17 protein-coding genes are annotated in these 22,056 nt (G+C 72.8%); 7 read left to right on the top strand and 10 right to left on the bottom strand.

Annotated features, from left to right (window positions below; translation table 11 throughout):
• Positions 1 to 20 precede the first annotated feature (20 nt).
• The 5 genes from ACIP5M_RS21345 (at position 21) to ACIP5M_RS21325 (ending at position 4,231) form a co-directional block, all read left to right on the top strand.
• On the top strand, positions 21 to 743 hold the full coding sequence (locus ACIP5M_RS21345) for a hemerythrin domain-containing protein (protein WP_401199254.1): 723 nt from the start codon (positions 21 to 23) through the stop codon (positions 741 to 743).
• Between the two features lie 51 nt (positions 744 to 794).
• A complete protein-coding gene (locus tag ACIP5M_RS21340; protein ID WP_401199252.1) occupies positions 795 to 1,226 on the top strand; it encodes a DUF4267 domain-containing protein in 432 nt (143 codons plus the stop codon).
• A 15-nt stretch (positions 1,227 to 1,241) separates the two neighbouring features.
• Entirely contained in the window at positions 1,242 to 1,739 is a 498-nt protein-coding gene (locus ACIP5M_RS21335; RefSeq protein WP_401199250.1) for a cupin domain-containing protein, read from the top strand.
• Between the two features lie 141 nt (positions 1,740 to 1,880).
• Positions 1,881 to 3,506, top strand: a complete 1,626-nt coding sequence (locus ACIP5M_RS21330) for an ATP-binding protein (protein WP_401199248.1) — start codon at positions 1,881 to 1,883, stop codon at positions 3,504 to 3,506.
• Positions 3,507 to 3,544: 38 nt separating this feature from the next.
• On the top strand, positions 3,545 to 4,231 hold the full coding sequence (locus ACIP5M_RS21325) for a response regulator (RefSeq protein WP_401199471.1): 687 nt from the start codon (positions 3,545 to 3,547) through the stop codon (positions 4,229 to 4,231).
• Positions 4,232 to 4,258: 27 nt separating this feature from the next.
• On the opposite strand, the gene ACIP5M_RS21320 is transcribed toward ACIP5M_RS21325, so the two are convergent.
• From ACIP5M_RS21320 to ACIP5M_RS21310, 3 genes are all read right to left on the bottom strand, one after another.
• Entirely contained in the window at positions 4,259 to 5,851 is a 1,593-nt protein-coding gene (locus ACIP5M_RS21320) for a cation acetate symporter (protein ID WP_401199246.1), read from the bottom strand.
• Complete coding sequence (locus tag ACIP5M_RS21315; RefSeq protein ID WP_401199244.1) at positions 5,848 to 6,333, bottom strand: DUF485 domain-containing protein; 486 nt, start codon at positions 6,331 to 6,333, stop codon at positions 5,848 to 5,850. Before ACIP5M_RS21315 ends, ACIP5M_RS21320 begins: the two co-directional genes overlap by 4 nt.
• A gap of 138 nt (positions 6,334 to 6,471) precedes the next feature.
• Positions 6,472 to 8,592 (bottom strand): type IIA DNA topoisomerase subunit B, encoded by a 2,121-nt coding sequence (locus ACIP5M_RS21310; RefSeq protein ID WP_401199242.1) that lies wholly within the window; start codon positions 8,590 to 8,592, stop codon positions 6,472 to 6,474.
• 447 nt (positions 8,593 to 9,039) lie between these two features.
• On the opposite strand from ACIP5M_RS21310, the gene ACIP5M_RS21305 reads away from it, so the two are divergent.
• Complete coding sequence (locus tag ACIP5M_RS21305; protein WP_330298965.1) at positions 9,040 to 9,276, top strand: hypothetical protein; 237 nt, start codon at positions 9,040 to 9,042, stop codon at positions 9,274 to 9,276.
• 186 nt (positions 9,277 to 9,462) lie between these two features.
• Here the strand turns inward: ACIP5M_RS21305 and ACIP5M_RS21300 are convergent, their stop codons facing one another.
• From ACIP5M_RS21300 to ACIP5M_RS21270, 7 genes are all read right to left on the bottom strand, one after another.
• Positions 9,463 to 10,389: a serine protease gene (locus ACIP5M_RS21300; RefSeq protein WP_401199240.1), complete on the bottom strand. Its 927-nt coding sequence runs from the start codon at positions 10,387 to 10,389 to the stop codon at positions 9,463 to 9,465.
• A gap of 98 nt (positions 10,390 to 10,487) precedes the next feature.
• Positions 10,488 to 12,077: an RNA polymerase sigma factor gene (locus ACIP5M_RS21295; RefSeq protein ID WP_401199238.1), complete on the bottom strand. Its 1,590-nt coding sequence runs from the start codon at positions 12,075 to 12,077 to the stop codon at positions 10,488 to 10,490.
• Between the two features lie 368 nt (positions 12,078 to 12,445).
• Positions 12,446 to 13,333: a FadR/GntR family transcriptional regulator gene (locus tag ACIP5M_RS21290; protein WP_401199236.1), complete on the bottom strand. Its 888-nt coding sequence runs from the start codon at positions 13,331 to 13,333 to the stop codon at positions 12,446 to 12,448.
• A 191-nt stretch (positions 13,334 to 13,524) separates the two neighbouring features.
• Complete coding sequence (locus ACIP5M_RS21285; RefSeq protein WP_401199234.1) at positions 13,525 to 15,318, bottom strand: ATP-binding cassette domain-containing protein; 1,794 nt, start codon at positions 15,316 to 15,318, stop codon at positions 13,525 to 13,527.
• A 155-nt stretch (positions 15,319 to 15,473) separates the two neighbouring features.
• A complete protein-coding gene (locus ACIP5M_RS21280) occupies positions 15,474 to 16,220 on the bottom strand; it encodes an NUDIX domain-containing protein (RefSeq protein ID WP_401199232.1) in 747 nt (248 codons plus the stop codon).
• Positions 16,221 to 16,375: 155 nt separating this feature from the next.
• Positions 16,376 to 18,364, bottom strand: coding sequence for a glycogen debranching N-terminal domain-containing protein (locus ACIP5M_RS21275; protein ID WP_401199230.1), 1,989 nt, complete (start codon positions 18,362 to 18,364; stop codon positions 16,376 to 16,378).
• Between the two features lie 338 nt (positions 18,365 to 18,702).
• Positions 18,703 to 19,965 carry a DUF4192 domain-containing protein gene (locus tag ACIP5M_RS21270; RefSeq protein ID WP_401199228.1) on the bottom strand — a complete coding sequence of 421 codons (1,263 nt, stop codon included), beginning with the start codon at positions 19,963 to 19,965 and terminating at the stop codon, positions 18,703 to 18,705.
• A 464-nt stretch (positions 19,966 to 20,429) separates the two neighbouring features.
• Between ACIP5M_RS21270 and ACIP5M_RS21265 the strand changes: the two genes are divergently transcribed.
• Positions 20,430 to 22,046 carry an alpha/beta fold hydrolase gene (locus ACIP5M_RS21265; protein WP_401199226.1) on the top strand — a complete coding sequence of 539 codons (1,617 nt, stop codon included), beginning with the start codon at positions 20,430 to 20,432 and terminating at the stop codon, positions 22,044 to 22,046.
• Positions 22,047 to 22,056 lie beyond the last annotated feature (10 nt).

Here is a 22,056-nt window from a genome sequence, read left to right as displayed (position 1 = left end):
CCCGCGGCGAGTCTCTTCCCATGAAGACGACGAAGACGACGAAGCCGACCACGACGCCGAAGACGGCGCGGGCCGCGCGGACGCAGACCCGCAGCTCCGGGCCCGACACCCACGAGATGGTGGTCGTCCACCGGGGCCTGCGCCGAGAGGCGCGCCTGCTGGTCGAGCTGATCGCCGCAGTGGCCCCCGGCGACAGGGCACGGGCGCGGGTCCTGGCGGACCACTTCCGCGACTACCGCCTCGGTCTGCACAACCACCACCACGGCGAGGACGAGCACATGTGGCCGCCGCTGCTCTCCCGCGTCGACCTCGAGGCCGACCTGGTCCTGCGGATGGAGGCCCAGCACGAACGGGTGGCCGCGACCCTCTCGGCGGCCGAGGCGGCCGTTCCGGCCTGGGAGGCCACGGCCGGGGAGGCGGAGCGCGACGCGCTGGTGGCGGTGCTCGCCGAGCACCGGTCGGTCCTGGTGGAACACCTCGACGACGAGGAGGAGTCGCTCCTTCCGCTCGCCGCACGGCACCTGTCCGCCCGCGAATGGGACGCGATGGGCGAGCACTTCATGAGGAGCACGCCCAAGCCCAAGCTCCTGTTCTTCCTCGGCATGGCCCTGGAGGAAGCCGACCCGGCCGAACGCGCCTCGATGCTGGGCGGCCTGCCGCTCCCGGCGCGGCTGCTCTGGCACGCCGTCGGGCACCCGGCCTACCTCCGCAGGGTGCGCGCCATCCGCCAGGGCGCGCGCTGACGGTCCCCCGCCTTCCCCCCTTCCTTGATCACCGTCCTCTGGAGAGCTCCCATGTCCCTCAAGCACGTCACCACCGCGCTGGCCGCGATCGGCGCCGCGTTCATCCTCTACATCGGCTGCAGCTACCTCCTCGCGCCGCAGGCCATGGCCGCCGATTTCGGCATCCCGTCCTGGCCGCGGAACGAGGGCGCCGCCTTCCTCTACGTCAAGGGCGTACGGGACATCGCGACCGGCCTGGTCATCCTGGCGCTCCTGTTCACCGGACACCGGCGGGCGCTGGGCTGGGCGATGGCGGCGATCACCTTCGCCCCCGCCGGCGACATGGTGATCGTCCTGACCAGCGGAGGACCGGCCGGCACCGCGTACGGGGTCCACGGATTCACCGCGCTGGCCGTCGCCGTCACCGCCGGTCTGCTGCTGCGGGAGCGCCCGGTCGTGCCCGCCCCCGCCCCGGCTTCCCCTTCCGCCGTCCCCACCCGCTGAGAGAGCGAGACCCCGATGTCCCTGATCGTGCCCTCCTTCGACGCATCCGTGATCGTGCGCTCGGCCGAGGCCGAGACGATCGGCGCCGCCCCGAACACCATCCGCCTCCTCGCCGACAGCAGCGCCACCGGTGGGGCGCTCTCCACGCAGCGCGTGAGCCTGTTGGACGGTGCGGACGGCGCCGCGCCCCACCATCACGCCGGGTCCGCCGAGATGTTCTACCTCCTCGACGGCACCGCACAGTTCCTGTCGGGCGACCGGGTCGTGACCGCCGACAGCGGCGACCTCGTCGTCGTGCCGCCCGGCACCGAGCACGCCTTCGCGGCCGCGCCCGGCGAGAACGCCGACATCCTCATCGTGATCACCCCGGGCATCGAGCGGTTCGAGTACTTCCGCCACCTGGAGCGGATCGCCTACGGGAAGGTGCCGCCCGAATCCCTGCTGGACGTACAGGAGCTCTACGACACCTACTTCACCCGCAGCGAGGCGTGGGCCCGGGCACGGTCGCGATAATCCCCCAGAACGGGTGGAATACCCGTAAATCAGCACGCCCCCTAGGCCCTCGTCTCTCAGTACGGGCTTCCCGAACACGAAGCCTTTTACCTGGAAGAGGGACGTTCCGCTTGTGCCCGATCCGACCTACCGTTGCTCCTCATGCGGTTCCTCCTCATGAGCGCTCGGCGCCTCGGGCTGCCCAGACGGGCCGTCTCCCAGATCCTCCTGACCCAGCTGGCCATCGCCGGCGGGGTGGTCGTGCTGGCCACGGGGCTCTTCCTGGCACCGCTGAGCGCGCAGCTCGACGACCAGGCCATGCGGCGCGCCCTGGCCATCGCCCAGAGCGCCGCGGCGGACCCGTCGCTGGCCGCCGACCTGCTGGATTCCGGGGCCTCGCCGGACAGCCCGGTGCAGGCCTCGGCCGAGCGGATCCGCCGGGCCACCGGAGCCGAGTACGTCGTCGTCATCGACCTGGACGGCATCCGCCGCTCGCACCCCAGCCCCGCACGGATCGGACTGCCGGTCTCCACCGACCCGGGCGACGCCCTGGCGGGCCGCGAGGTCATGGAGATCGACGAGGGCACCCTCGGCCGCTCGGCCCGGGGCAAGGTTCCGCTCCTGGCGGCCGACGGGGAGATCGTCGGCGCCGTCTCGGTCGGCATCGCCTACGACAGCGTCCACGACCGGCTGCTGGGCGCCATCCCCGGCCTGCTCGCCTACGCGGGCGGCGCTCTGGCCGCGGGCGCCCTGGCCGCCTACCTGGTGTCCCGCAGGATCCAGCGGCAGACCCGGGACCTGGCCTTCTCCGACATCGCGGGCCTGCTCGCGGAGCGCGAGGCGATGCTGCACTCCATCCGCGAGGGCGTGATCGCGCTCGACCGGGCGGGCCGGGTCCGGCTCGTCAATGACGAGGCCGCCCGGCTGCTGGGCCTCACGCCCGACGCGGCGGGCCCCTCGGGCATCCTCGCCGGACGCCCGCTGGACGAGGTCCTCGGCGCGGGGCGCACCGCCGACGTCCTCGCCGGCCGGGTGAGCGGCCGCGACCTGGTCACCGTGCAGGGCCCCCGGGTCCTGGTCGCCAACCGGATGCCCACCGAGGACGGCGGCGCCGTGGCCACCTTGCGCGACCGCACCGAGCTCGAGCACCTGGGCCGCGAGCTCGACTCCACCCGTGGCCTGATCGACGCCCTGCGCGCCCAGGACCACGAACACGCCAACCGCCTCCACACCCTCCTCGGCCTGCTGGAGCTGGGGCTGCACGAGGAGGCGGTGGAGTTCGTGACGGAGGTCGTCGGGGTGCACCGCACCACCGCCGAACAGGTCACGGAGAAGGTCCACGACCCGCTGCTGGCGGCTCTCCTGGTGGGCAAGGCGACGGTCGCGGCGGAGCGCGGCGTCCCCCTGCGGCTGGCCGGGACCACCCTTCTCCCCGACCGCCTGGTGGACCCGGGCGACCTCGTCACGATTCTCGGCAACCTGGTGGACAACGCCCTGGACGCCGCCGCCGGCTCGGCGGCACCCCTGGTGGAGGTGGAGCTGCGCGCCGAAGGCCGGACCGCTGTGCTCCGCGTGCGCGACAGCGGCCCTGGCGTCCCCGTCGATCGCCGCGAGGAGATCTTCACGGAGGGCTGGTCGACCAAAGAGGCCAAGGCCCACCGCGAGCGCGGGCTGGGCCTCGCCCTCGTACGCCGCCTCGCGGAGCGGCAGGGCGGCAGTGCCCGGGCCGGCGGGACAGCGGACGGAGGGGCGGAGTTCTCCGTCGTACTCCCGGAGGCCCTGCGGTGAACGAGACCCCGATCCGCGTATTGGTCGTCGACGACGACATGCGCGTTGCCCGGATCAACGCGGCGTACGTGGCGAAGGTTCCCGGTTTCCGGGTGGTCGCCCAGACCCATTCCGCGGCCGAAGCCCTGGACTTCCTCACCACCCGACCCGTGGACCTGATCCTCCTCGACCACTACCTCCCGGACGAGAACGGCCTGGACCTGGTGCGCCGCCTGCGCCAACTCGGCCACAGCACCGACGTGATCATGGTCACCGCCGCCCGCGACCTGGCCACCGTCCAGGCCGCCATGCGCCTCGGCGCCCTCCAGTACCTGGTCAAGCCCTTCACCTTCGCCGGCCTGCGCTCGAAGCTGGAGGCGTACGGGACGCTGCGCCGCACCCTGGACACCGGGGGCGAGGCCGAACAGGCGGACGTGGACCGGATCTTCGGCGCCCTCGCCGCCGCCGGCTCCCCGAACGAGCTGCCCAAGGGGCACTCCCCCACCACCGCGGAACTGGTCCGCCAGGTCCTCCGCTCCGCCGAAGGCCCCCTGTCCACCCAGCAGATCGCCGACCGCGCGGGCATCAGCCGCCAGACCGCCCAGCGCTACCTGAAGCTCCTCGAACGCTCGGGCCGCGTCACCCTCGCCCTCCGCTACGGCGAGACGGGCCGCCCGGAGCACCGCTACACCTGGCTCCCCTCGGAGGGACCGGCTGAGGACGCCGGGCCGAGGACGCCGGGCTGAGAAGACCGGAGGGAAGCCGAGGCGCGCTCAGACGGCCCCGGCCCCCGTGAGCGACCGGACCTCCGTCTCGGCGTGCTTGCGCTCGTCCGCCTCCTCTCCCGAGACGACGGTGCCCAGCCAGCCCGCCAGAAAGCCCAGCGGAATGGAGACGATCCCCGGGTTCTGGAGCGGGAAGTACTGGAAGTCCACCCCCGGGAAGAGGGATTCGGGGCTCCCGGAGACCACGGGCGAGAGCAGCACCAGCAGCACCGCCGGGACCAGGCCGCCGTACACCGCCCAGACGGCGCCCCGCGTGGTGAACCCGCGCCAGAAGAGCGAGTACAGCAGCACCGGCAGATTCGCCGAGGCCGCCACCGCGAAGGCCAGTCCCACCAGGAACGCCACGTTCAGGTCCTGGGCGAGCAGCCCGAGGGCGATCGCGACCGCCCCGATGCCGACAGCCGCGGCCCGGGCCACGGTGACCTCGCTGCGCTGCCTGGCGTGCCGCCGCTTGAGGGAGGCGTACAGGTCGTGCGCGACGGAGGCCGACGACGCCAGGGTGATCCCGGCGACCACGGCGAGGATGGTGGCGAAGGCGATGGCGGCCACGAAGGCGAAGAGCACCGCGCCGCCCGTGGTCTCGGCGCCGCCGCCGAGGAAGGCGGCGAGCAGCGGAACCGCCGTGTTCCCGGAGGCGTTGGAGGCCCGCACCGCGTCCGGGCCCACCAGCGCCGCCGCTCCGAAGCCGAGCACGATGGTCATCAGGTAGAAGCCGCCGATCAGCGCGATCGCCCACACCACCGACCGGCGCGCGGCCCTGGCGGTGGGCACCGTGTAGAAGCGCGACAGGATGTGCGGCAGCCCGGCGGTCCCGAGGACGAGCGCGAGACCGAGGCTCATGAAGTCGACACGGGCCGTCCAGTCTCCGCCGTACTTGAGGCCGGGACTCAGGAACCGGGGCCCCTGCCCGCTGCGTTCGGCGGCGCTGGTGAGCAGCTGGTCGACGTTCCCGTGGAAGCGCAGCAGCACGAGCACGGTCAGCGTGATGGCCCCTCCCATGAGCAGCACTGCCTTCACGATCTGGATCCAGGTGGTGGCCCGCATCCCGCCGAAGGACACGTACACCACCATCAGCGCTCCGACGCCGATCACGGTGAGCGTCCGTGCCGCGGTGCCGGAGCTCCCGAGCAGCAGGCCGACCAGACTGCCCGCCCCGACCATCTGCGCGACGAGGTAGAGCACGGAGACGACGACCGAGGAAGTGCCGGCCGCGATCCGCACCGGCCGCTCGCTCATCCGCGCGGCCACCACGTCGGCGAGGGTGAAGCGCCCGCAGTTGCGGACCAGTTCGGCGACCAGGAACAGCACCACCAGCCAGGCGACCAGGAAGCCCACCGAGTACAGCATTCCGTCGTAGCCGAAGAGGGCGATCAGCCCGGAGATGCCGAGGAAGGAAGCGGCGGACATGTAGTCGCCCGCGATGGCGAAACCGTTCTCCAGAGGGGAGAACAGCCGCCCGCCGGCGTAGAACTCCTCCGCCGAACCGTGCCGGTTGCGGCTGACCCAGGTGGTGATGCCCAGGGTCACGGCGATGAAGACGCTGAACAGGATCAGCGCGAGGGTCTGGTGCTCGGTGGTCACCTGCCGCTCCCCCTCGCCCGGTGGCGCTCCTGGCCGCGCTCCTGCTCGAAGACGGTCCAGCGCAGGTCGAGCGCGGCGCGGTCCCGGCGCAGCCTCGCGTGCCGGGCGTACGCCCACGTCAGCAGGAAGGTGCTGAGGAACTGTCCGAGGCCCGCCAGCATGGCCACGTTGACGGCGCCGGCCACGGGCCGGGCCATGAGGCCCGGTGCGGCGGTGGCGGCGACCACGTAGGCGACGTACCAGAGGAAGAAGCCGACGGTCGCGGGAACGACGAACCCGCGGTAGCGGCTGCGGACCTCCTGGAAGGCGGCACTGCGCTGCACCTCGAGGTAGATCTCGGATGCGCCGGGCGCGGGACGGTCGTCGGGGACCGGGGACGACGGGGACGCTTCCCCGCCCTCGCCCCAGCCGACGGCCAGCGCGTCGTACCAGGGGTCGTCCAGCCGGATCGTTCCGGCATCACGACCTTCGTGCTTGTCCACCGAACTCTCCTTGTCCGCTGCCGCATTGGCCGCGTGCCCACAAGGATGTGCGGAATGGCCCCTTTCCGGACTGGTGTCCCGGGACTGTTCACCCCTTCAGGTGATGGAGTGAACAGCCCGGGTGTGCCGGTCGCGGGGTCAGGCGTCGATGCGCGAGCGGTCCAGGGTGGCCGCGGAGCCCGTGATGAACTCCTTGCGCGGGGCGACCTCGTTGCCCATGAGCAGGTCGAAGACCTGCTCGGCGGAGTCCAGGTCGCCGATGTTGATCCTGCGCAGGGTGCGGTGGCGGGGGTCCATGGTGGTCTCCGCCAGCTGGTCCGCGTCCATCTCGCCGAGGCCCTTGTACCGCTGGATCGAATCCTTGTACCGGATGTTCTTGCGCTGGTACTCCAGGAGCGTCTGGCGCAGTTCGTTGTCCGAGTACGTGTAGACGTACTTGTCCTGGCCCTTCTTCGGCTGGACCAGCTCGATCCGGTGCAGCGGGGGCACGGCCGCGAAGACCCGGCCCGCCTCGACCATCGGTCGCATGTACCGCTGGAAGAGCGTGAGCAGCAGGCAGCGGATGTGCGCGCCGTCGACATCGGCGTCGACGAGCAGGACGATCTTCCCGTAGCGGGCGGCGTCGATGTCGAAGGTCCGGCCCGAGCCGGCTCCTATGACCTGGATGATCGCCCCGCACTCGGCGTTCTTGAGCATGTCCGAGACGGACGACTTCTGGACGTTGAGGATCTTGCCGCGGATCGGCAGCAGCGCCTGGAACTCGGAGTTCCGGGCGAGCTTCGCCGTACCGAGGGCCGAGTCGCCCTCGACGATGAAGAGCTCGCTGCGCTCCACGTCGTCGCTGCGGCAGTCGGCCAGCTTCGCGGGCAGCGAGGAGGTCTCCAGCGCGGTCTTGCGACGCTGCGCCTCCTTGTGCTGGCGGGCCGCGATACGGGTCCGGGCGGCCGCGACGATCTTCTCCATCACGGCGCGGGCCTGCTGCTTGTCGTCGCGCTTGGTGGAGGTCAGGAAGGCCTTGAGCTCCTTGGCCACGACGGCGGAGACGATCCGGGTGGCGGCCGAGGTGCCGAGCACCTCCTTGGTCTGGCCCTCGAACTGCGGCTCGGCGAGGCGGACGGTGACGACGGCCGTCATGCCCTCCATCGCGTCGTCCTTGACCACGTCGTCCTCGGCGACGCGCAGGAGCTTCGTGGAGCGCAGGACCTCGTTGACGGTCTTGGTCACCGAGCGTTCGAAGCCCGAGACGTGCGTGCCGCCCTTGGGGGTGGCGATGATGTTCACGAAGGACTTGACGGTGGTCTCGTACCCCGTGCCCCAGCGCAGGGCGATGTCCACGCCGAGCTCGCGGGTGACTTCGGTGGGGGTCATGTGGCCGCGGTCGTCGAGGACCGGGACGGTCTCCTTGAAGGTTCCCGTGCCGGTCAGGCGCAGCACGTCGCAGACGGCCTTGTCCTGGGCGAGGTAGTCGCAGAACTCGCTGATGCCCCCGTCGAAGCGGAAGACCTCCTCCGTCTTGCCCGCCCCGTCGATGCCGCGCTCGTCGCGGACGACGAGGGTCAGGCCGGGGACGAGGAAGGCGGTCTGGCGGGCGCGCTGGTAGAGCGTGTCCAGGGAGAGCCGGGCCTCCTTGAGGAAGATCTGGCGGTCGGCCCAGTAGCGGATCCGGGTGCCGGTCTTGCCCTTGGCGATCCGCTTGACCTTGCGCAGGCCGTTGGCGGGGTCGAAGGGGCTGTCGGGACCCTGCTCGGTGAACATGCCCGGCACGCCGCGGCGGAAGCTGATCGCGTGGGTGGAGCTGCCCCGGTCGACCTCGACGTCCAGGCGGGCGGAGAGCGCGTTGACCACGGAGGCACCGACGCCGTGCAGGCCGCCGGAGGCCGCGTAGGAGCCGCCGCCGAACTTTCCGCCGGCGTGCAGCTTGGTCATGACGACCTCGACGCCGGACAGGCCGGTCTTGGGCTCGACGTCCACGGGGATGCCGCGGCCGTTGTCACGGACCTCGACGGAGGCGTCCTCGTGGAGGATCACCTCGATGTGGTCGCAGTAGCCGCCCAGGGCCTCGTCGACGGAATTGTCGATGATCTCCCAAAGGCAGTGCATCAGGCCCCGGCTGTCGGTCGACCCGATATACATGCCGGGACGCTTGCGGACGGCCTCCAGCCCTTCGAGGACGAGCAGGTGCCGCGCGGTGTAGTTGGAACCGTCCCGGTCTGCTCCGGACAGCAGCGCGCTGGAAGGCACGGACGTGTCGGCGGTCACGCAGTTCGCTCCTCGCTGAATTTCTTTTCTGGCCCGCTGGGGCGCAGGGGTGGCTCGGTTGCCGGTCGAAGGGTACCGAGGCCAGGTAGAGCCGATGCAACGCCACCCTCGCGCGTTCCTCAGCCTAGTCCAGATCCGCACGGATGTTCGATCCCCCGTGGGGGTGACAGAAACATCACGTTCCCTTCCACGCATGAACCATTTAGGGTTCGGGCACGTCCTCATGAACAACCTGGCGCTCACGCCGGGGAGGATGTAACTGCAAGAAGCGAACGACTGACCATGCGAAACCGTAAAGCAATGCAATACGGCTCCTTCGCCGCCAACCGGCAGCAGCCGGCCAGCTTCGGAAGGAAGTTTCGAGGAAAAGCCGCGAGCGGGAACGTTTTCGGCCTGGTTGGATGTTGACCCTGGTACGACAGCTCGTCGAGCTAGAGAAGAGGCGACGTGACTACTGTTCTGACACCCGCGACCCCGCTGACGGCCGCTGACCGATGCGACCGTTGCGGCGCCCAGGCATATCTGCGCGTCGTCCTGCTGAGCGGCGGTGAACTGCTCTTCTGCGCCCACCACGGACGCAAGTTCGAGCCGGAACTCAAGAAGATCGCCGCGGAAATACAGGATGAGACCGAGCGGCTTACGTCCGCTCCGGCTGCCAATGCCGCCGACCCCGAGGACCGCTGACACAGGCCTGCACCTCGACATCCGACGAGCCAGGACCGGCCAGGCCGGTCGACGGGCGGCACCCCTGCGACCCAGGGGTGGCCGCCCGTCCTCACGTCCGGAACCGCCCCTCTCCCGGTCCAGGGCGGTTTCCGCTCTGCTCCGACACCGTCCACCGGATCCCTCCCGCGCCGCCGGACTCGGGCACTAGTCCGTACGGTGCCCCCATACGGGCCCTGCGGCCGGTCCGAGGCCCCTGCGGGCACCGGCCGCGGCCTCCGGGCCCCCGGCCGGCTGCGCGTCCTTCTCCGGGGCTGTCACGAAGCCGACGAGGGGCGCGACCCGCGTGTACACCCCCGGGCTGTCGGCCCGGCCACAGCCGCGGCCCCACGACACCAGCCCGATGAGCCGGCCCTGAGCCACCAGCGGACCCCCGCTGTCGCCCTGGCAGGCGTCCTTGCCTCCCCCGCCGTCCCCGGCGCAGACCATCGACTCGGCCTGGTACTGCCCGTCCGCGTCCCCGGGGTAGGCACGCCCGCACACCTCGTCCGCCAGTACGGTCACGCCCGCGGCCCGGAGCGCGTACGCGTAGTCACCGAATCCGCTCGTGTCGCCCCACCCGTACACGGCCGCCTCGGTGCCTGGCTCATACGCCGGGTGCCCCGCCTCGGCCAGCGGGAGGACGTGGTGGGCGGGCACGGGCTCGGCGAGTTCCAGCACGGCCATGTCCCCGGAATTGGTCTTCGGGTCGTAGGCCGGGTTCACGCGGGCCCCGCGCACCGCGATCTCGCGACCGTCGCCCGCCCGCAGTTCCGTACGCCCCGCGATCACCCGGAGGTCGGCGACCGATTCGACCGGGCCGCCGAGCACCTCGCGGCCCAGGCAGTGAGCCGCGGTCAGCACCCTGGTCGGGGAAACGATCACACCCCCGCAGAACTGGCCGCCCCGCGTACCCCCGAACCGGTCACGGCTGGCCAGGGCCACGACCCACGGGCTGTCGGCGACCTTCACCGGCTTCCCGCCGATCACCACGCTGTCCGCGGCCGCCTGCGGCATCTGGGCCAGCGGCGCGGCGGCCGCTCCCGCCGCGAGGGTCAGCGCTCCCGCCAGAGCACGGGCAAAGGGACGACGCATGAGGCCTCCTGACTCCGAGTGTGCATGACTCCACCCAGAGTGGGATGCCCGGTGGCCGGGCGCACCCGCGCGGCCACCCGCCGTCGCCCGCGTACCGGTCAGTCCAGGTAGTCGCGCAGCACCTGGGAGCGGGACGGGTGGCGCAGCTTCGACATCGTCTTCGACTCGATCTGGCGGATCCGCTCACGCGTGACGCCGTAGACCTTGCCGATCTCGTCGAGGGTCTTGGGCTGGCCGTCCGTGAGGCCGAAGCGCATGGAGACCACGCCGGCCTCGCGCTCGCTCAGGGTGTCGAGCACCGAGTGCAGCTGCTCCTGGAGGAGCGTGAAGCTGACGGCGTCCGCCGGGACGACCGCCTCGGAGTCCTCGATCAGGTCGCCGAACTCGCTGTCGCCGTCCTCGCCGAGCGGCGTGTGCAGGGAGATGGGCTCACGGCCGTACTTCTGGACCTCGATGACCTTCTCGGGGGTCATGTCGAGTTCCTTGGCCAGCTCCTCCGGCGTGGGCTCGCGGCCCAGGTCCTGGAGCATCTGGCGCTGCACGCGGGCGAGCTTGTTGATGACCTCGACCATGTGCACCGGGATGCGGATGGTGCGGGCCTGGTCGGCCATGGCGCGGGTGATCGCCTGCCGGATCCACCACGTCGCGTAGGTGGAGAACTTGTAGCCCTTGGTGTAGTCGAACTTCTCGACCGCACGGATCAGACCCAGGTTGCCCTCCTGGATCAGGTCCAGGAAGAGCATGCCGCGGCCCGTGTAGCGCTTGGCCAGGGAGACCACGAGGCGGAGGTTGGCCTCCAGCAGGTGGTTCTTCGCGCGGCGGCCGTCCTCGGCGATGATCTCCAGCTCGCGCTTGAGCTTGGGCGCCAGCTTGTCCGAGTTCGCCAGCTTGTCCTCGGCGAACAGGCCGGCCTCGATGCGCTTGGCGAGCTCGACCTCCTGCTCGGCGTTGAGGAGGGGGACCTTGCCGATCTGCTTGAGGTAGTCCTTGACGGGGTCGGCGGTGGCGCCGGCCACGACGACCTGCTGGGCGGGGGCGTCGTCCTCGTCGTCGGAGATGACGAAGCCCTTGTTCTCGCCGCCTTCCTCCTCCTCGTCGGCCTCCGCCTTGACGGCGTCGGGACCCTCGTCAGGGGTCGCCTCGTCACCGGCCTCGTCGGCGTCCTTCTTGGCGGCGGTCTTCTTCGCCGCCGTCTTCTTCGCGGCGGTCTTCTTCGCGGGCGCGGCCTTCTTGGCCGCCGTCTTCTTCGCCGCCGTCTTCTTCGCGGGGGGCTCGGCGCCGAGCTCCTCCACCGGAGCGTCCACGGTGTCGGGGTCCGCCGTCCCGGCCGCCGGGGCCGCAGCGGCGACGGGCTGCGCAGCCGTCGTCTTCGCCGCTGTCTTCTTGACAGGCTCGGTGGCCGTCCGCTTGGCCGGGCTCTTCGCTGCGACGCTCTTGCGGGTGGCGCGCTTGGGCGACTCCGCGGCACTGACCATCAGCGTCACACCCTCTTCCTCGAGGATCTGGTTGAGGCTGCGCAGAACATTCTTCCACTGGGTCGCAGGAATCTGGTCAGCCTCGAAGGCCCGACGCACGTCATCGCCGGCGATCTGCCCCTCGGCCTTGCCCCGCTCGATGAGCGCCATCACAGACTCGGAATCGGCGATCTCCGGCGGGAGCGTACGGGATGTGCTGGCCGACACGAACAACCTCTCGGAACGATGGAAACGGCTTCCGACCCCGGGCCTCGTGGTGCTGGACCGGAGCCGACGACCACCGACTGGGGATGGGCCGGGGGCGCGGGCAGGGGCCGGGGAGCTGCACAGCACCCGCAAGGGCTGCTGTATTCCCTCCGTCGGCCATCACCTCTTAGGTCATCGCGTGACCTCGCTCAGCGTTACGCCCAATCTTCGTGGCCCGAGTCACACCCCGTATGCACCAATGCCGGTCATACGGCCATACGCGTGTGTCCGGCGGCACCGACACGCCGGGAACCGGCCCCGCACGCCGGTGTCGCCGGGCCCCACCGGGCCCGGCGACATGTCGTGCACCCCCGCGCCCCCCGCGCGTCCGCCCGTCAGTGCTCGCGCGGGGCGGGCACCACGCGCTCGACCTCCGGATGCACCGTCAGAAGTTGGCGCATGGCGCTCTCGGCCCCGGCCGCGTCACCGGCGGCGAGGGCCTCGACCATGCGCGCGTGGTGAGCGACGGACGCCTCGCTCGGCCGGTCGCAGGCGGTGACCGGGCTGCCGGAGACCTGGAGGGCGGCCGAGACGATGCCGGAGAGGTGCTCCAGCATGCGGTTGCCGGCGACCTGGATGAGGAGCGCGTGGAACTCGTTGTCGGCACGCGCGAAGGTGAGCGAGTCACCCTGGCCGAGGGCGTGCCCCATGATCTCGACCATGTCGGCCAGGCGCTGCTGGACGTCCGGGCGGCCGTGGCCGGCGGCGAGGCGGGCGGCGAGCGGTTCGATGGTCCAGCGGAGCTCGCCCAGCTCGCGGCGCTGGTCGTCGCGCTGGGGGCCAAAGGCCCGCCACTCGATGATGTCGGGGTCGAGCAGGTTCCAGTCGGCGACCGGGCGGACCCGGGTGCCGACGTTCGGGCGGGCGCTGACGAGGCCCTTGGCCTCCAGGACCCGCAGGGATTCGCGGACGACGGTACGGGAGACCTCGAAACGCTGGCCGATCTCCTCGGGGACCAGCGGACGGTCCGCTCCGAGGTCGCCGGAAACGATCATCTGGCCGAGCTGCTGGACGAGTTGGCCGTGCAGTCCGCGGCCCCGGCTGCCGGCGGCGCGGCGGCCGACCCGGCTCAACTCCACGTCGGCGCCGTCCCAGTGGGGCGCTGCGACGCGGTCGGGCCCGGGGGTCTCCGCGTAGGGGTAGCGGTCGAGTTCGCCCGGGCCGGCGAGGCCGGAGTCGGCATGGCGGGCGGCGGTCATCATGGTGTGCGCAAGGGTACTCACGAATCCTTTGTCGGCCGTGTCTCCACCGCCCTTGAGGTCTTTGGTGAAAAGCACACGAAAGGGTGATCGGTGCCACCTGCGCAATTGACGACTTATCGTAAAGAACCGCGCCTTTTGCGGGGAGTTGCGGTCCGCTTCACGCGAGGCGGACCGCAACGGTCGTCCCCGGTACATCTCCGGTACCGGAACGATCACCAACCGACCCGGCTGCGCAATCCGGTGAACCCATAGGCGCACAACAGGACCATCAGCGACAAGACCAGCGCGGTGCCGACGGGTTGGGCCATCACCCGCAAGGCCCCCAGGACCAGACGGTCCGCCTCCGGAGGCCACTGCACCCAGGTGAGCCCCCGCAGCCGGGCGGCAAGCCCGGTCACCGGGTACGCGGACGGGCCCTCCAGCACCTTGCGCACCAGCGGAACCACCATCACCGGAACGGCGATCACGGCGGCCAGGCCGGCGGTGGCGGAACGGAAGACGCCGGAGGCGAGGACACCGGCCCAGGCGCAGCCGATGAGCAGCCCCGCCCAACTCGCGGCCGGGGAGAGCCACTCCGCCGGGGTGCGCAGCGGGCCGCTGTCGAAGACGACCGCGAGGGTCGCGGCGTCGGCCGCCACCACCAGGGCGCCGATCAGCAGGGCGAGCACGGCGCAGACTCCGAGCTTGGCGATGAGCAGTCCCATCCGGCGCGGCACGGTGCCGCGGTCGGCGGCGAGCGCGGGGTAGCGGTACTCCTCCCCGAAGGCCAGGGCACCGAGCAGGCCCGCGCCGAGGGCGGCGGGCGGCAGCGGCAGGATCTCGGGCCAGGCGGCGAGCAACCGGTTCTGCGGGGTGTGCCCCGCCTTGGCCAGCACCAGCGCGGTCAGGACGGAGACGACCACGAGGAGCGCGGCGGTGAGGAGGGGCGTGGCGGTGCCGAAGACCCGCAGCAGTTCGTAGCGCAGCGGACGCAGCGGGCCGCCGACGCGGCGCACCGACGAGGCGGGCCGCCGGAAGCGGGCGCGCCGGGGCCGTCCGGCTGCGGCCTCTTCGGAAGCGCTGCCTGCGGCGGCTGCGGAGGCCTCCGAGGGCGCGGTCGCGGCACGCGCGTGCGTGACCGGTGGCGTCGGAGCGCCGCCGTCACCCGTCTCGTCGGCGAGCTGGTGGACCAGCACCCCGTGCCGGAACGCCGCTTCGCCCACCTCGGCGCAGTTGCTTCCGTACACCGACAGCCGGGTGCCGCTCTCCTCGACGATCTCCACCGCGCGCTGGGCGGTCCGGGCCTCCCGCCCCAGTACGTCGGCCAGCCGGGCCGCGTGCGGGGTGCGCACGACGACCCGCGGGCGCCGCCGGGTCCGGACGAACTCGGCCGCGTCCTGGTCGGCGACGATCCGGCCCGCCTCGAGGCTGACGACGCGGTCGGCGCTGCGGGCTGCCTCCTTCGCGTCGTCGGTGGTGAAGAGCACCACTCCCCCCAGGGAGGCGTGTCCGCGCAGTAGCCCGTGCAGCCAGCCTCGGTCGCGCGGGGAGAGTCCTGCGCCGGGCTCGTCCAGGAGCAGGGTGCAGGGGTCGGCGAGCAGCGCCGCCGCCAGTGCGACCCTGCGCTCCATGCCCAGTGAGAGCGAGCCGAGCCGGTGGTCCCTCAGGCCCGCGATACCGACGACCTCCATCATGGTGTCGGCTCGCGAGGTGGGAACCCCACCGGCGGCACAGAGCATCCGCAGCTGGTTGCGAACGGTCCGCGACGGGTTGCCGGGGACGTCGCCGAGCACCACGCCCACCTCACGGGCGGGGTGGGGGATCCGGTGCAGGGGGCGACCTCGGAAGTAGGTGACGCCGCGGCCCGGCTCGAGTTCGAGCATCAGCCGCAGTGCGGTGGTCTTGCCCGAGCCCGGCTCGCCGAGCAGGGCGGTCACGCTCCCGGGGTGGGCCTCGAAGGTGAGGTCGTCCACCAGGGGCGGGGCGTTGTGGCGGGGGGCGCTGGTGAGTCCGATGGCCTGGAGCATCGCTTCTCTCGCGGGGGGTGAGACCGCTCTGCGGCAGGGTGAGTACCGCAAGCAAGATAACGCGATATGTCCGATTTACTGGGCAACCGGTCCGATGGGATGCCGATATCCGCACCGACCTCGCCACCGGTGGCGGCGGGGCCGGTGTCGGGGCGTCAGACCTCCGGGCGCAGCATCGGCGGGTTGAGCAGGGTGGCTCCGCCGGCCCGGAACAGCTGGGCCGGGCGGCCGCCCTGACGGGTCGTCGTGCCGCCGGCGGGTACCAGGAAGCCGGGGGTCCCGGTGACCTTGCGGTGGAAGTTCCGCGGGTCGAGGGCCACGCCCCAGACGGCCTCGTAGACCCGGCGGAGCTCCCCGACGGTGAACTCGGGCGGGCAGAAGGCGGTGGCCAGAGAGGAGTACTCGATCTTCGAGCGGGCCCGCTCGACGCCGTCCGCGAGGATCCGGGCGTGGTCGAAGGCCAGGCCCGCGGACGCCTCATCGGTGACGGCCAGCAGCTCGTCGACGGGGGCCCAGCGCGCGCTGTTGGCGTCCCCGCCCGCCCGGGGCGCAGGCAGGTCCGGAGCCAGCACCAGGTGCGCCACGCTGACCACGCGCATCCGCGGATCACGCTTGGGGTCGCCGTAGGTCGCCAGCTGTTCGAGGTGCGCCCCGTTGCCCACGCCGGGTATGGCCGGGTCGTGCGCGCACAGTCCGGTTTCCTCGGAGAGCTCGCGGGCCGCGGCCCCCGCCAGGTCCTCGTCGCCGCGGACGAATCCGCCGGGCAGCGCCCAGCGACCCTGGAACGGCTGCTCACCCCTCCGGACGACCAGCGCGCAGAGCGCGTGGCGCCGTACGGTGAGCACGACCAGGTCGACGGTGACGGCAAAGGGCGGGAAGGCCGACGGGTCGTAGGGCGACATGACGCGATCATAGTCGTCTCCCTGACGATAAACAGCGCTTTGGTGACCTTGAAGGCACCGATCCGGCGGCCGGGGCCGTCTTGGGCCCCGGCTCGCGCCCCGGCCCGTGCTCCGGAGCCGGCCGCCCCGGTCCGCCGTGGACCCCTGGACATCCTTCAGCCCCCCAGTTGGAGCGCATCCGCGGCCTCCTCCACCATGCCGAGGCCGAGCCGGCTGACCCGGACGGCGAAGGGCTCCCCCGCCACTCTCAGGCCCGAGAGCCGGAGTGCGCCGAGGGGTGCGCCGGGCAGGGGCGTGAGGGCGACCGTGCCGGCGGGGGCGTCGGGCCGGATTCCGGCGAGGGCCGTCAGGACGTGCACCGCGGCGGCCGCGGCCACCGCGGCCGGGCGGCAGGCCGCGGGGTGCGGGAGCGGGGCGCTGCCGGAGGTCCGCTGCTCGGCCGCGTACATCTCCGGGAGCCGGTAGCCGAAGCTCTCCGCCGCGTCCAGCAGGCCCCGCAGCAGGCCGGTCGCCTCCTTTTCGAAGCCCGCCTGGGCCAGGCCGGCCACGGCGACGGCCGTCTCGTACGCCCGCACCGCCCCCGAGCGGTGACCGAACGGGTTGTGCCCGGGCTCCCTCGCGGCCATGCTCCGCAGCCCCCAGCCGGAGTCCATGGCGGGGGCTCCGAACAGCCGGGCGAGCTGCTCGGTGCGGACGGGGTCCAGGATCCCCGGAGCGAGCCTGCCGCCGCCGAGCAGCCCGGTGTCGAGCAGGTGTGCTGCGGCCCCGGTCAGGCGGGGCAGCGGCCGGCCGTTGGGGTGCAGGGCCGCCGCGGGACGGCCGCCGTCGGGGCCGTCGATCCAGAATCGGGTCCGGAACCGCTCGCGCAGTGCGGCCGCCCGCTCCCTCCACTCCTCGGCGCCGGGCCGCCCGCACCCGGCCAGGAGGTCGGCGCCGAGCAGCGCGGCCCGGTGGGCGTGGGCCTGGGTCTCGCAGCGCCGCGGCCCCGGGTCCGGATCGGCGACGAAGCCGTCCTCCCCGAACGCGCCGCGCAGCCAGTCCAGACACCGCTCCGCGGCGGGGAGCAGCCGGGCCACCTCCTCCTCGGGCATGCCCCACAGCCGGGCTTCGGCGAGCACGGCCGGGAAGGCCAGGGTCACCTCCGTGCCGGTGCAGCCCGGCGGGAGCTGTGGGCCCGCCCCGCGCAGCGGACCGGGGATCTTCCCCGCACCCGGGTCCCGCCCGCCGGCCTGGCTCCGCGCCAGGATCCGCAGGGTGGCCGCGGCGAGCCCGGTTCCGAGCGGCAGGGCCATCCTGGCCGCCCAGAGCGACTCCGCCGGGGCCAGTCCCAGCCGCCACGGCACCCCCGCGGCCGCGAAGGCGTCGCCCGGCTCGCCGGGATCCCGCAGCAGCAGCGCGCCCAGGTCCTCGACGCCGGTCCGGAACCAGACTTCGACGCGCGGGTCGTCCCCCTCGGCCCGGGCTTCGGCCAGCGGGTTGGCCACCTGGCCCGCGGAAGCCCGGGCGACGCGGTCCTGCGTGGTCCGCAGCTCGATCGTGCGGGACTCGCCGGGACCCAGTTCGAGCTGCCAGCGCAGCAGCCCGGAGGAGGCCAGGGCATCGTCCGGCGGCGGCTCGGCGACGGTGACGGCCTGGGCCTCGCCGGTGCTCCAGCGCAGCCCGGCGGCGTGCACCCCGGCGGGCAGTTCGGGACCGGCCCGTCCGGCGGCCACGGCTGCCAGCTCCGCCAGGTCGGTGCCGAGCAGGACCTCCACGGAGAGGCGGACCGGCCGGGCCGCGAAGCTGCGCAGGGTGACCCGCTCGGTGCCGTCGGCGTGCCGGACCCGTTCCACTCCGATGTCCGGGTCGGGGCCGGGGTCGGCGCCGGTGCGTACCGTCGCGGTGAAGGCGGCCCGGTCCGCACCGAGGCTGCGCCCCTGGACGGCCACCGGGTCCCGCCCGCCCACGCGCAGCACGCAGCGGGAGAGCAGCCGGCGCCCTGAGCGGTAGATCCCGTCGATCCCCCGCCCGGTGAGCTGGCCGTGCTCCGGCGAGATGGCCAGGCAGGGCGCGGCCACGCAGATGACGGCGCCGTGCACGGGCGGCAGTTCGGGCCTGCGGGCGGCCGGGACGCCGGGTGGTCGGGGAGGTGCGGGGTGAGACATGTGTCGCCTTGTCTGCGCTCCGGTCGGTTCAACTGGGCGGCGGCGCGGCCGGGGCCCCACCTCCCCCCAGCTGAACGCCCCCGCCCCCGCCCGGGTCACGGGCCCGGGCCCCGGCCGCGCGCGCCCGGGGTGACGCGGGCGCCGCAGCGCCGCGCCCAGGGCGCACCACAACCGCCGCGCCGGGGCACCACAGCGGGGCGGTCCCGAAGGCGCACACGGCCTCGTACGCGGACTCAGCACCAGACCGATGCCGAACCCCAGACGCAGGCCCACGCGCGCACCCGGACGCGGCCCCCGACGACGCAGGCCCGAACCTCGATCCGGGCCCCGGCGCGGGCTCACTGACCGCTCCCGCTGGTGCGCCGGGACTCGCGGCGGGCGCCCGTCCTGCCGGGGCGGCCCGGAGGCCGGTTCCCCGCCTTCGGCCGCCCCCGCCGGGGCTCGCGGCGCCGCCGCTCCTCCCGCAGGCACTGCCGCAGCCCCTCGGGGTCGATGCCCTCGTTGCAGGCGTGGTGCAACAGCTGGGCGAAGCGGTACTCGGCGTCCGCGCGCAGGGCCAGACCCAGCACGATCCGGGCCGTCGGCTCGTCCCCGGTGGACCAGGAGACCCAGCCGGCCAGGGTGAGCGGTGCCGCGGCGTGCTCGCCGTAGGCCCCGACGCAGCGCCGGGCGAGCGCCCGCCACAACCGCAGGGCGGGCGCCGCCTCCTCGCCCTCCATCCACTCGGCGGCGATGTCCCGGATCTCCCGGTCCTGGAGGCCCAGGATCAGCGAGGCGGCCTCCTCGTGGCCGAGCAGCGCATCGTCCCAGTCGTCGGCGTGGGGGCCGGCCTCGGCGGGCGGGGCGAGGGTCAGCCGCGTCATCAGGGACCGGGCCAGGGTGAGGGTTTCGGCGCCGACCTCCTCACGGGTGGCTCCGTCGAGGATCTTCGGCACGAGCGCGGTGGCGGCCCGGTCGAGGGCGCGTTCCATCTGCGCCGCCACCTCACCGCGCAGCGGTGCCAGCCGGCCCTCGATGTCCTGGAGGGAGCCCCGGACCTGGAGCCCGGCGAAGGTGGCCGCGGCGGCCATCACCGAGGTCCCGACCGCGGCCAGCGGGCTGCCCTCGGCCGGGCAGCAGCGCTCGTCGGGGCACACGTAGGACCAGAACCGGCCGGAGGAGAGGCACAGGGCCTCCAGGACGGGCACGTCCAGAGCCCCGCAGGCGAGGCGGATCCGCTGGGCGAGCGGCCGCAACCGGGTCATCACCCGCTGGCCGCTCTCCTCGCCGCGCGGCTCCTGGCAGAGGAAGACCACGATGCCGTCGGGCTTGCCGCCGCGCCGCTCGCTGCCCCGGATCAGGCAGTCGGCGGCCTGCCGGGCGGTGTCCTCCCACTCGGCAGTGGTGGCCGGGATGCCGACGCGGAGCCGGCCGCCGAAGCGCCCGCCCTCGCCGTGGACGGCGACCATGACGAGGGAGTCGGTCGGGTGGAAGCCGAGCATGTAGGGCAGCGCGTCGGCCAGTTCGGCCGGGCTGCGCAGGGTGATCTGGGGGTCGGTGGTTCCGGCCGCGCTGATGGACGGCCGGTCGGACGGGGTGCGTGCTTCGTGGTTGTTCGTCATGTCACGAAGGTCCCGTGCACGATCCGATCCGGAAACCCCTGTGGATAACTTCGAGAAGGCGCAGCCCGCGGACGCGGACCACAGCCGCAGACCACGGAGAACACGCAGAACGCGACCGGCCACGTGACGGTTCGACATCCACAGACCAGGGGCGGCATCGGCGCGATGTCACAGGCCCCCGGCATGCTGGCAACTGTCCACATGCGCACGCACGTCCCGCCCGGTAACGTCGGAAACGTGCGTTCCGCCCCATGCGCTGCGGCAGGGCCCGGCCGGGCAACTGCCGATCGCCGGCAGAGGAACGGGACCATATGCCAAAGCACAGGATCCACGCGGTGACTGCCGCGGCAGCTCTGGCCTGCCCGACATGATCGGTTCGGCACCGACCGCGCGCCCGAGACTGGTTGCGCTGCCGTCTCGAGCCCGCGCCGTTCGCGTTCGTCCCGAAGTGACAGGGAGGGCACATGGCTCCCCACCCCGCGCCGCGTCGCAGGCCCACTGCGAGACGGCTCCACGCCAGGTCGGCCGCGGTGGCCGCCGGCGTCCTCATCACGGGCCTGATCACCACACCCGCCCACGCGCGGCACGGCATCGACGCGGGTTCCGGCAGCGCCGCCGGAGCGGCGATCGGAACAGTCGCACGGACGGTGGGCGATGCCCGCTTCGAGCCCGGCCCCTGTCCCAGGACTCCCGAACCGATCGCCGCCCTCGAAGGGGCTCGCTGCGGCACGCTCACCGTGCCCGAGAACCGCAGCAAGCCGGACAGCCGGAAGATCACCCTCGGTGTCGCGATCGTGGCGGCGGCCGCCGACGAACCGAAACCCGACCCCATCGTGTGGCTGGCCGGCGGACCCGGCGACGACGCGGTCGGGGAGGCGAAGATGGCGATCGACGGCGGCCTGAACCGCGACCGCGACGTGGTCTTCATGTCCCAGCGCGGAACGTACTCGGCCGACCCGGCGCTCACCTGCCCCAACGTCGACGAGTTCAACGCGCGCGTGATCGGCCTCGTCTACGACGCCCCGTCCACCGAGCGCGCGCACGTCGACGCGACACGGGTCTGCCGCGAAAAACTGGCCGCCGGCGGAGCCGACCTCAGTGCCTACAACGACACCGAGAGCGCTGCCGACTACGCGGACCTGCGCACCGCGCTGGGCCTCGGGGAGTGGAACCTCTTCGGCATCTCCTACGGGACCCACCTGGCGCTCACGTACATGCGCCTGCACCCGGAAGGCATCCGCTCGGTCGGCATCGACGGCATCCTGCCGCCCTCCAACGCCGGCTCGGCCACGGCCTGGAGCAGCGCCCGGCAGGGCTTCGACGGGCTGTTCAAGGCCTGCGCGCAGCAGCCTGCGTGCAACCGCCGCTACCCGAACCTGTCCGCCACCTTCGAACGCCTCGTGCGTGACCTCGAAGCCAAACCGGTCACCACCACGGTCACGGTCCCGGGCCGGCCGAAGCCGGTGAAGGTCGTCCTGGACGGCGGAGCCCTGGTGACGTGGCTGGCCACCGCCACCCACGTGGCGCCCGGGGTGCCCCGCTCGCTGGACGAGCTGGCCCACGGCAAACCGCAGCGGATCGCCCAGCAGTGGGCGGGCTGGAGGCTCAACCCGCAGGCGATCGGGAGCGTCTCCCACGGTCTCGCCTACGGCATCTTCTGCAGTGAGTGGACGCCGTACGAGAGCCAGGCGCAAGCGCTCAAGGGCGGGGAGGACGCCTACCCGTCGTTCCCGCGCTCGGTACTGGAGCAGGCCCCGCAGCTCACCTTCCTCCGCCCTGACTGCGAGGTCTGGAACGTCCCCGCGGCGCCGCGCTCGATCCGGGACGCCACGCGCAGCGACATACCCACGCTCGCCCTGTCGGGCGGGTTCGACGCCCAGACCGGGGCGGACAACGGGCCGTACGTCGCCCGCACGCTGAGCCGCGCCACCGTCGTCACGGTCCCGTACGAGCCGCACGTGGTGTTCGCCTCGTCGAAGTGCGGCCGGCAGATCACCCTCTCGTTCTTCGACACTCCGACCGCGCCGAAGAAGGAGTGCCTCGGCCGCCTCGAGCCGCCCGAGTTCGAGATCGCGCCCTGAAGGCCGGTGC

Source organism: Streptomyces sp. NPDC088762, from assembly GCF_044750905.1.
Lineage (GTDB): Bacteria > Actinomycetota > Actinomycetes > Streptomycetales > Streptomycetaceae > Streptomyces.
This window is presented reverse-complemented; position numbering and strand designations above follow the sequence as displayed.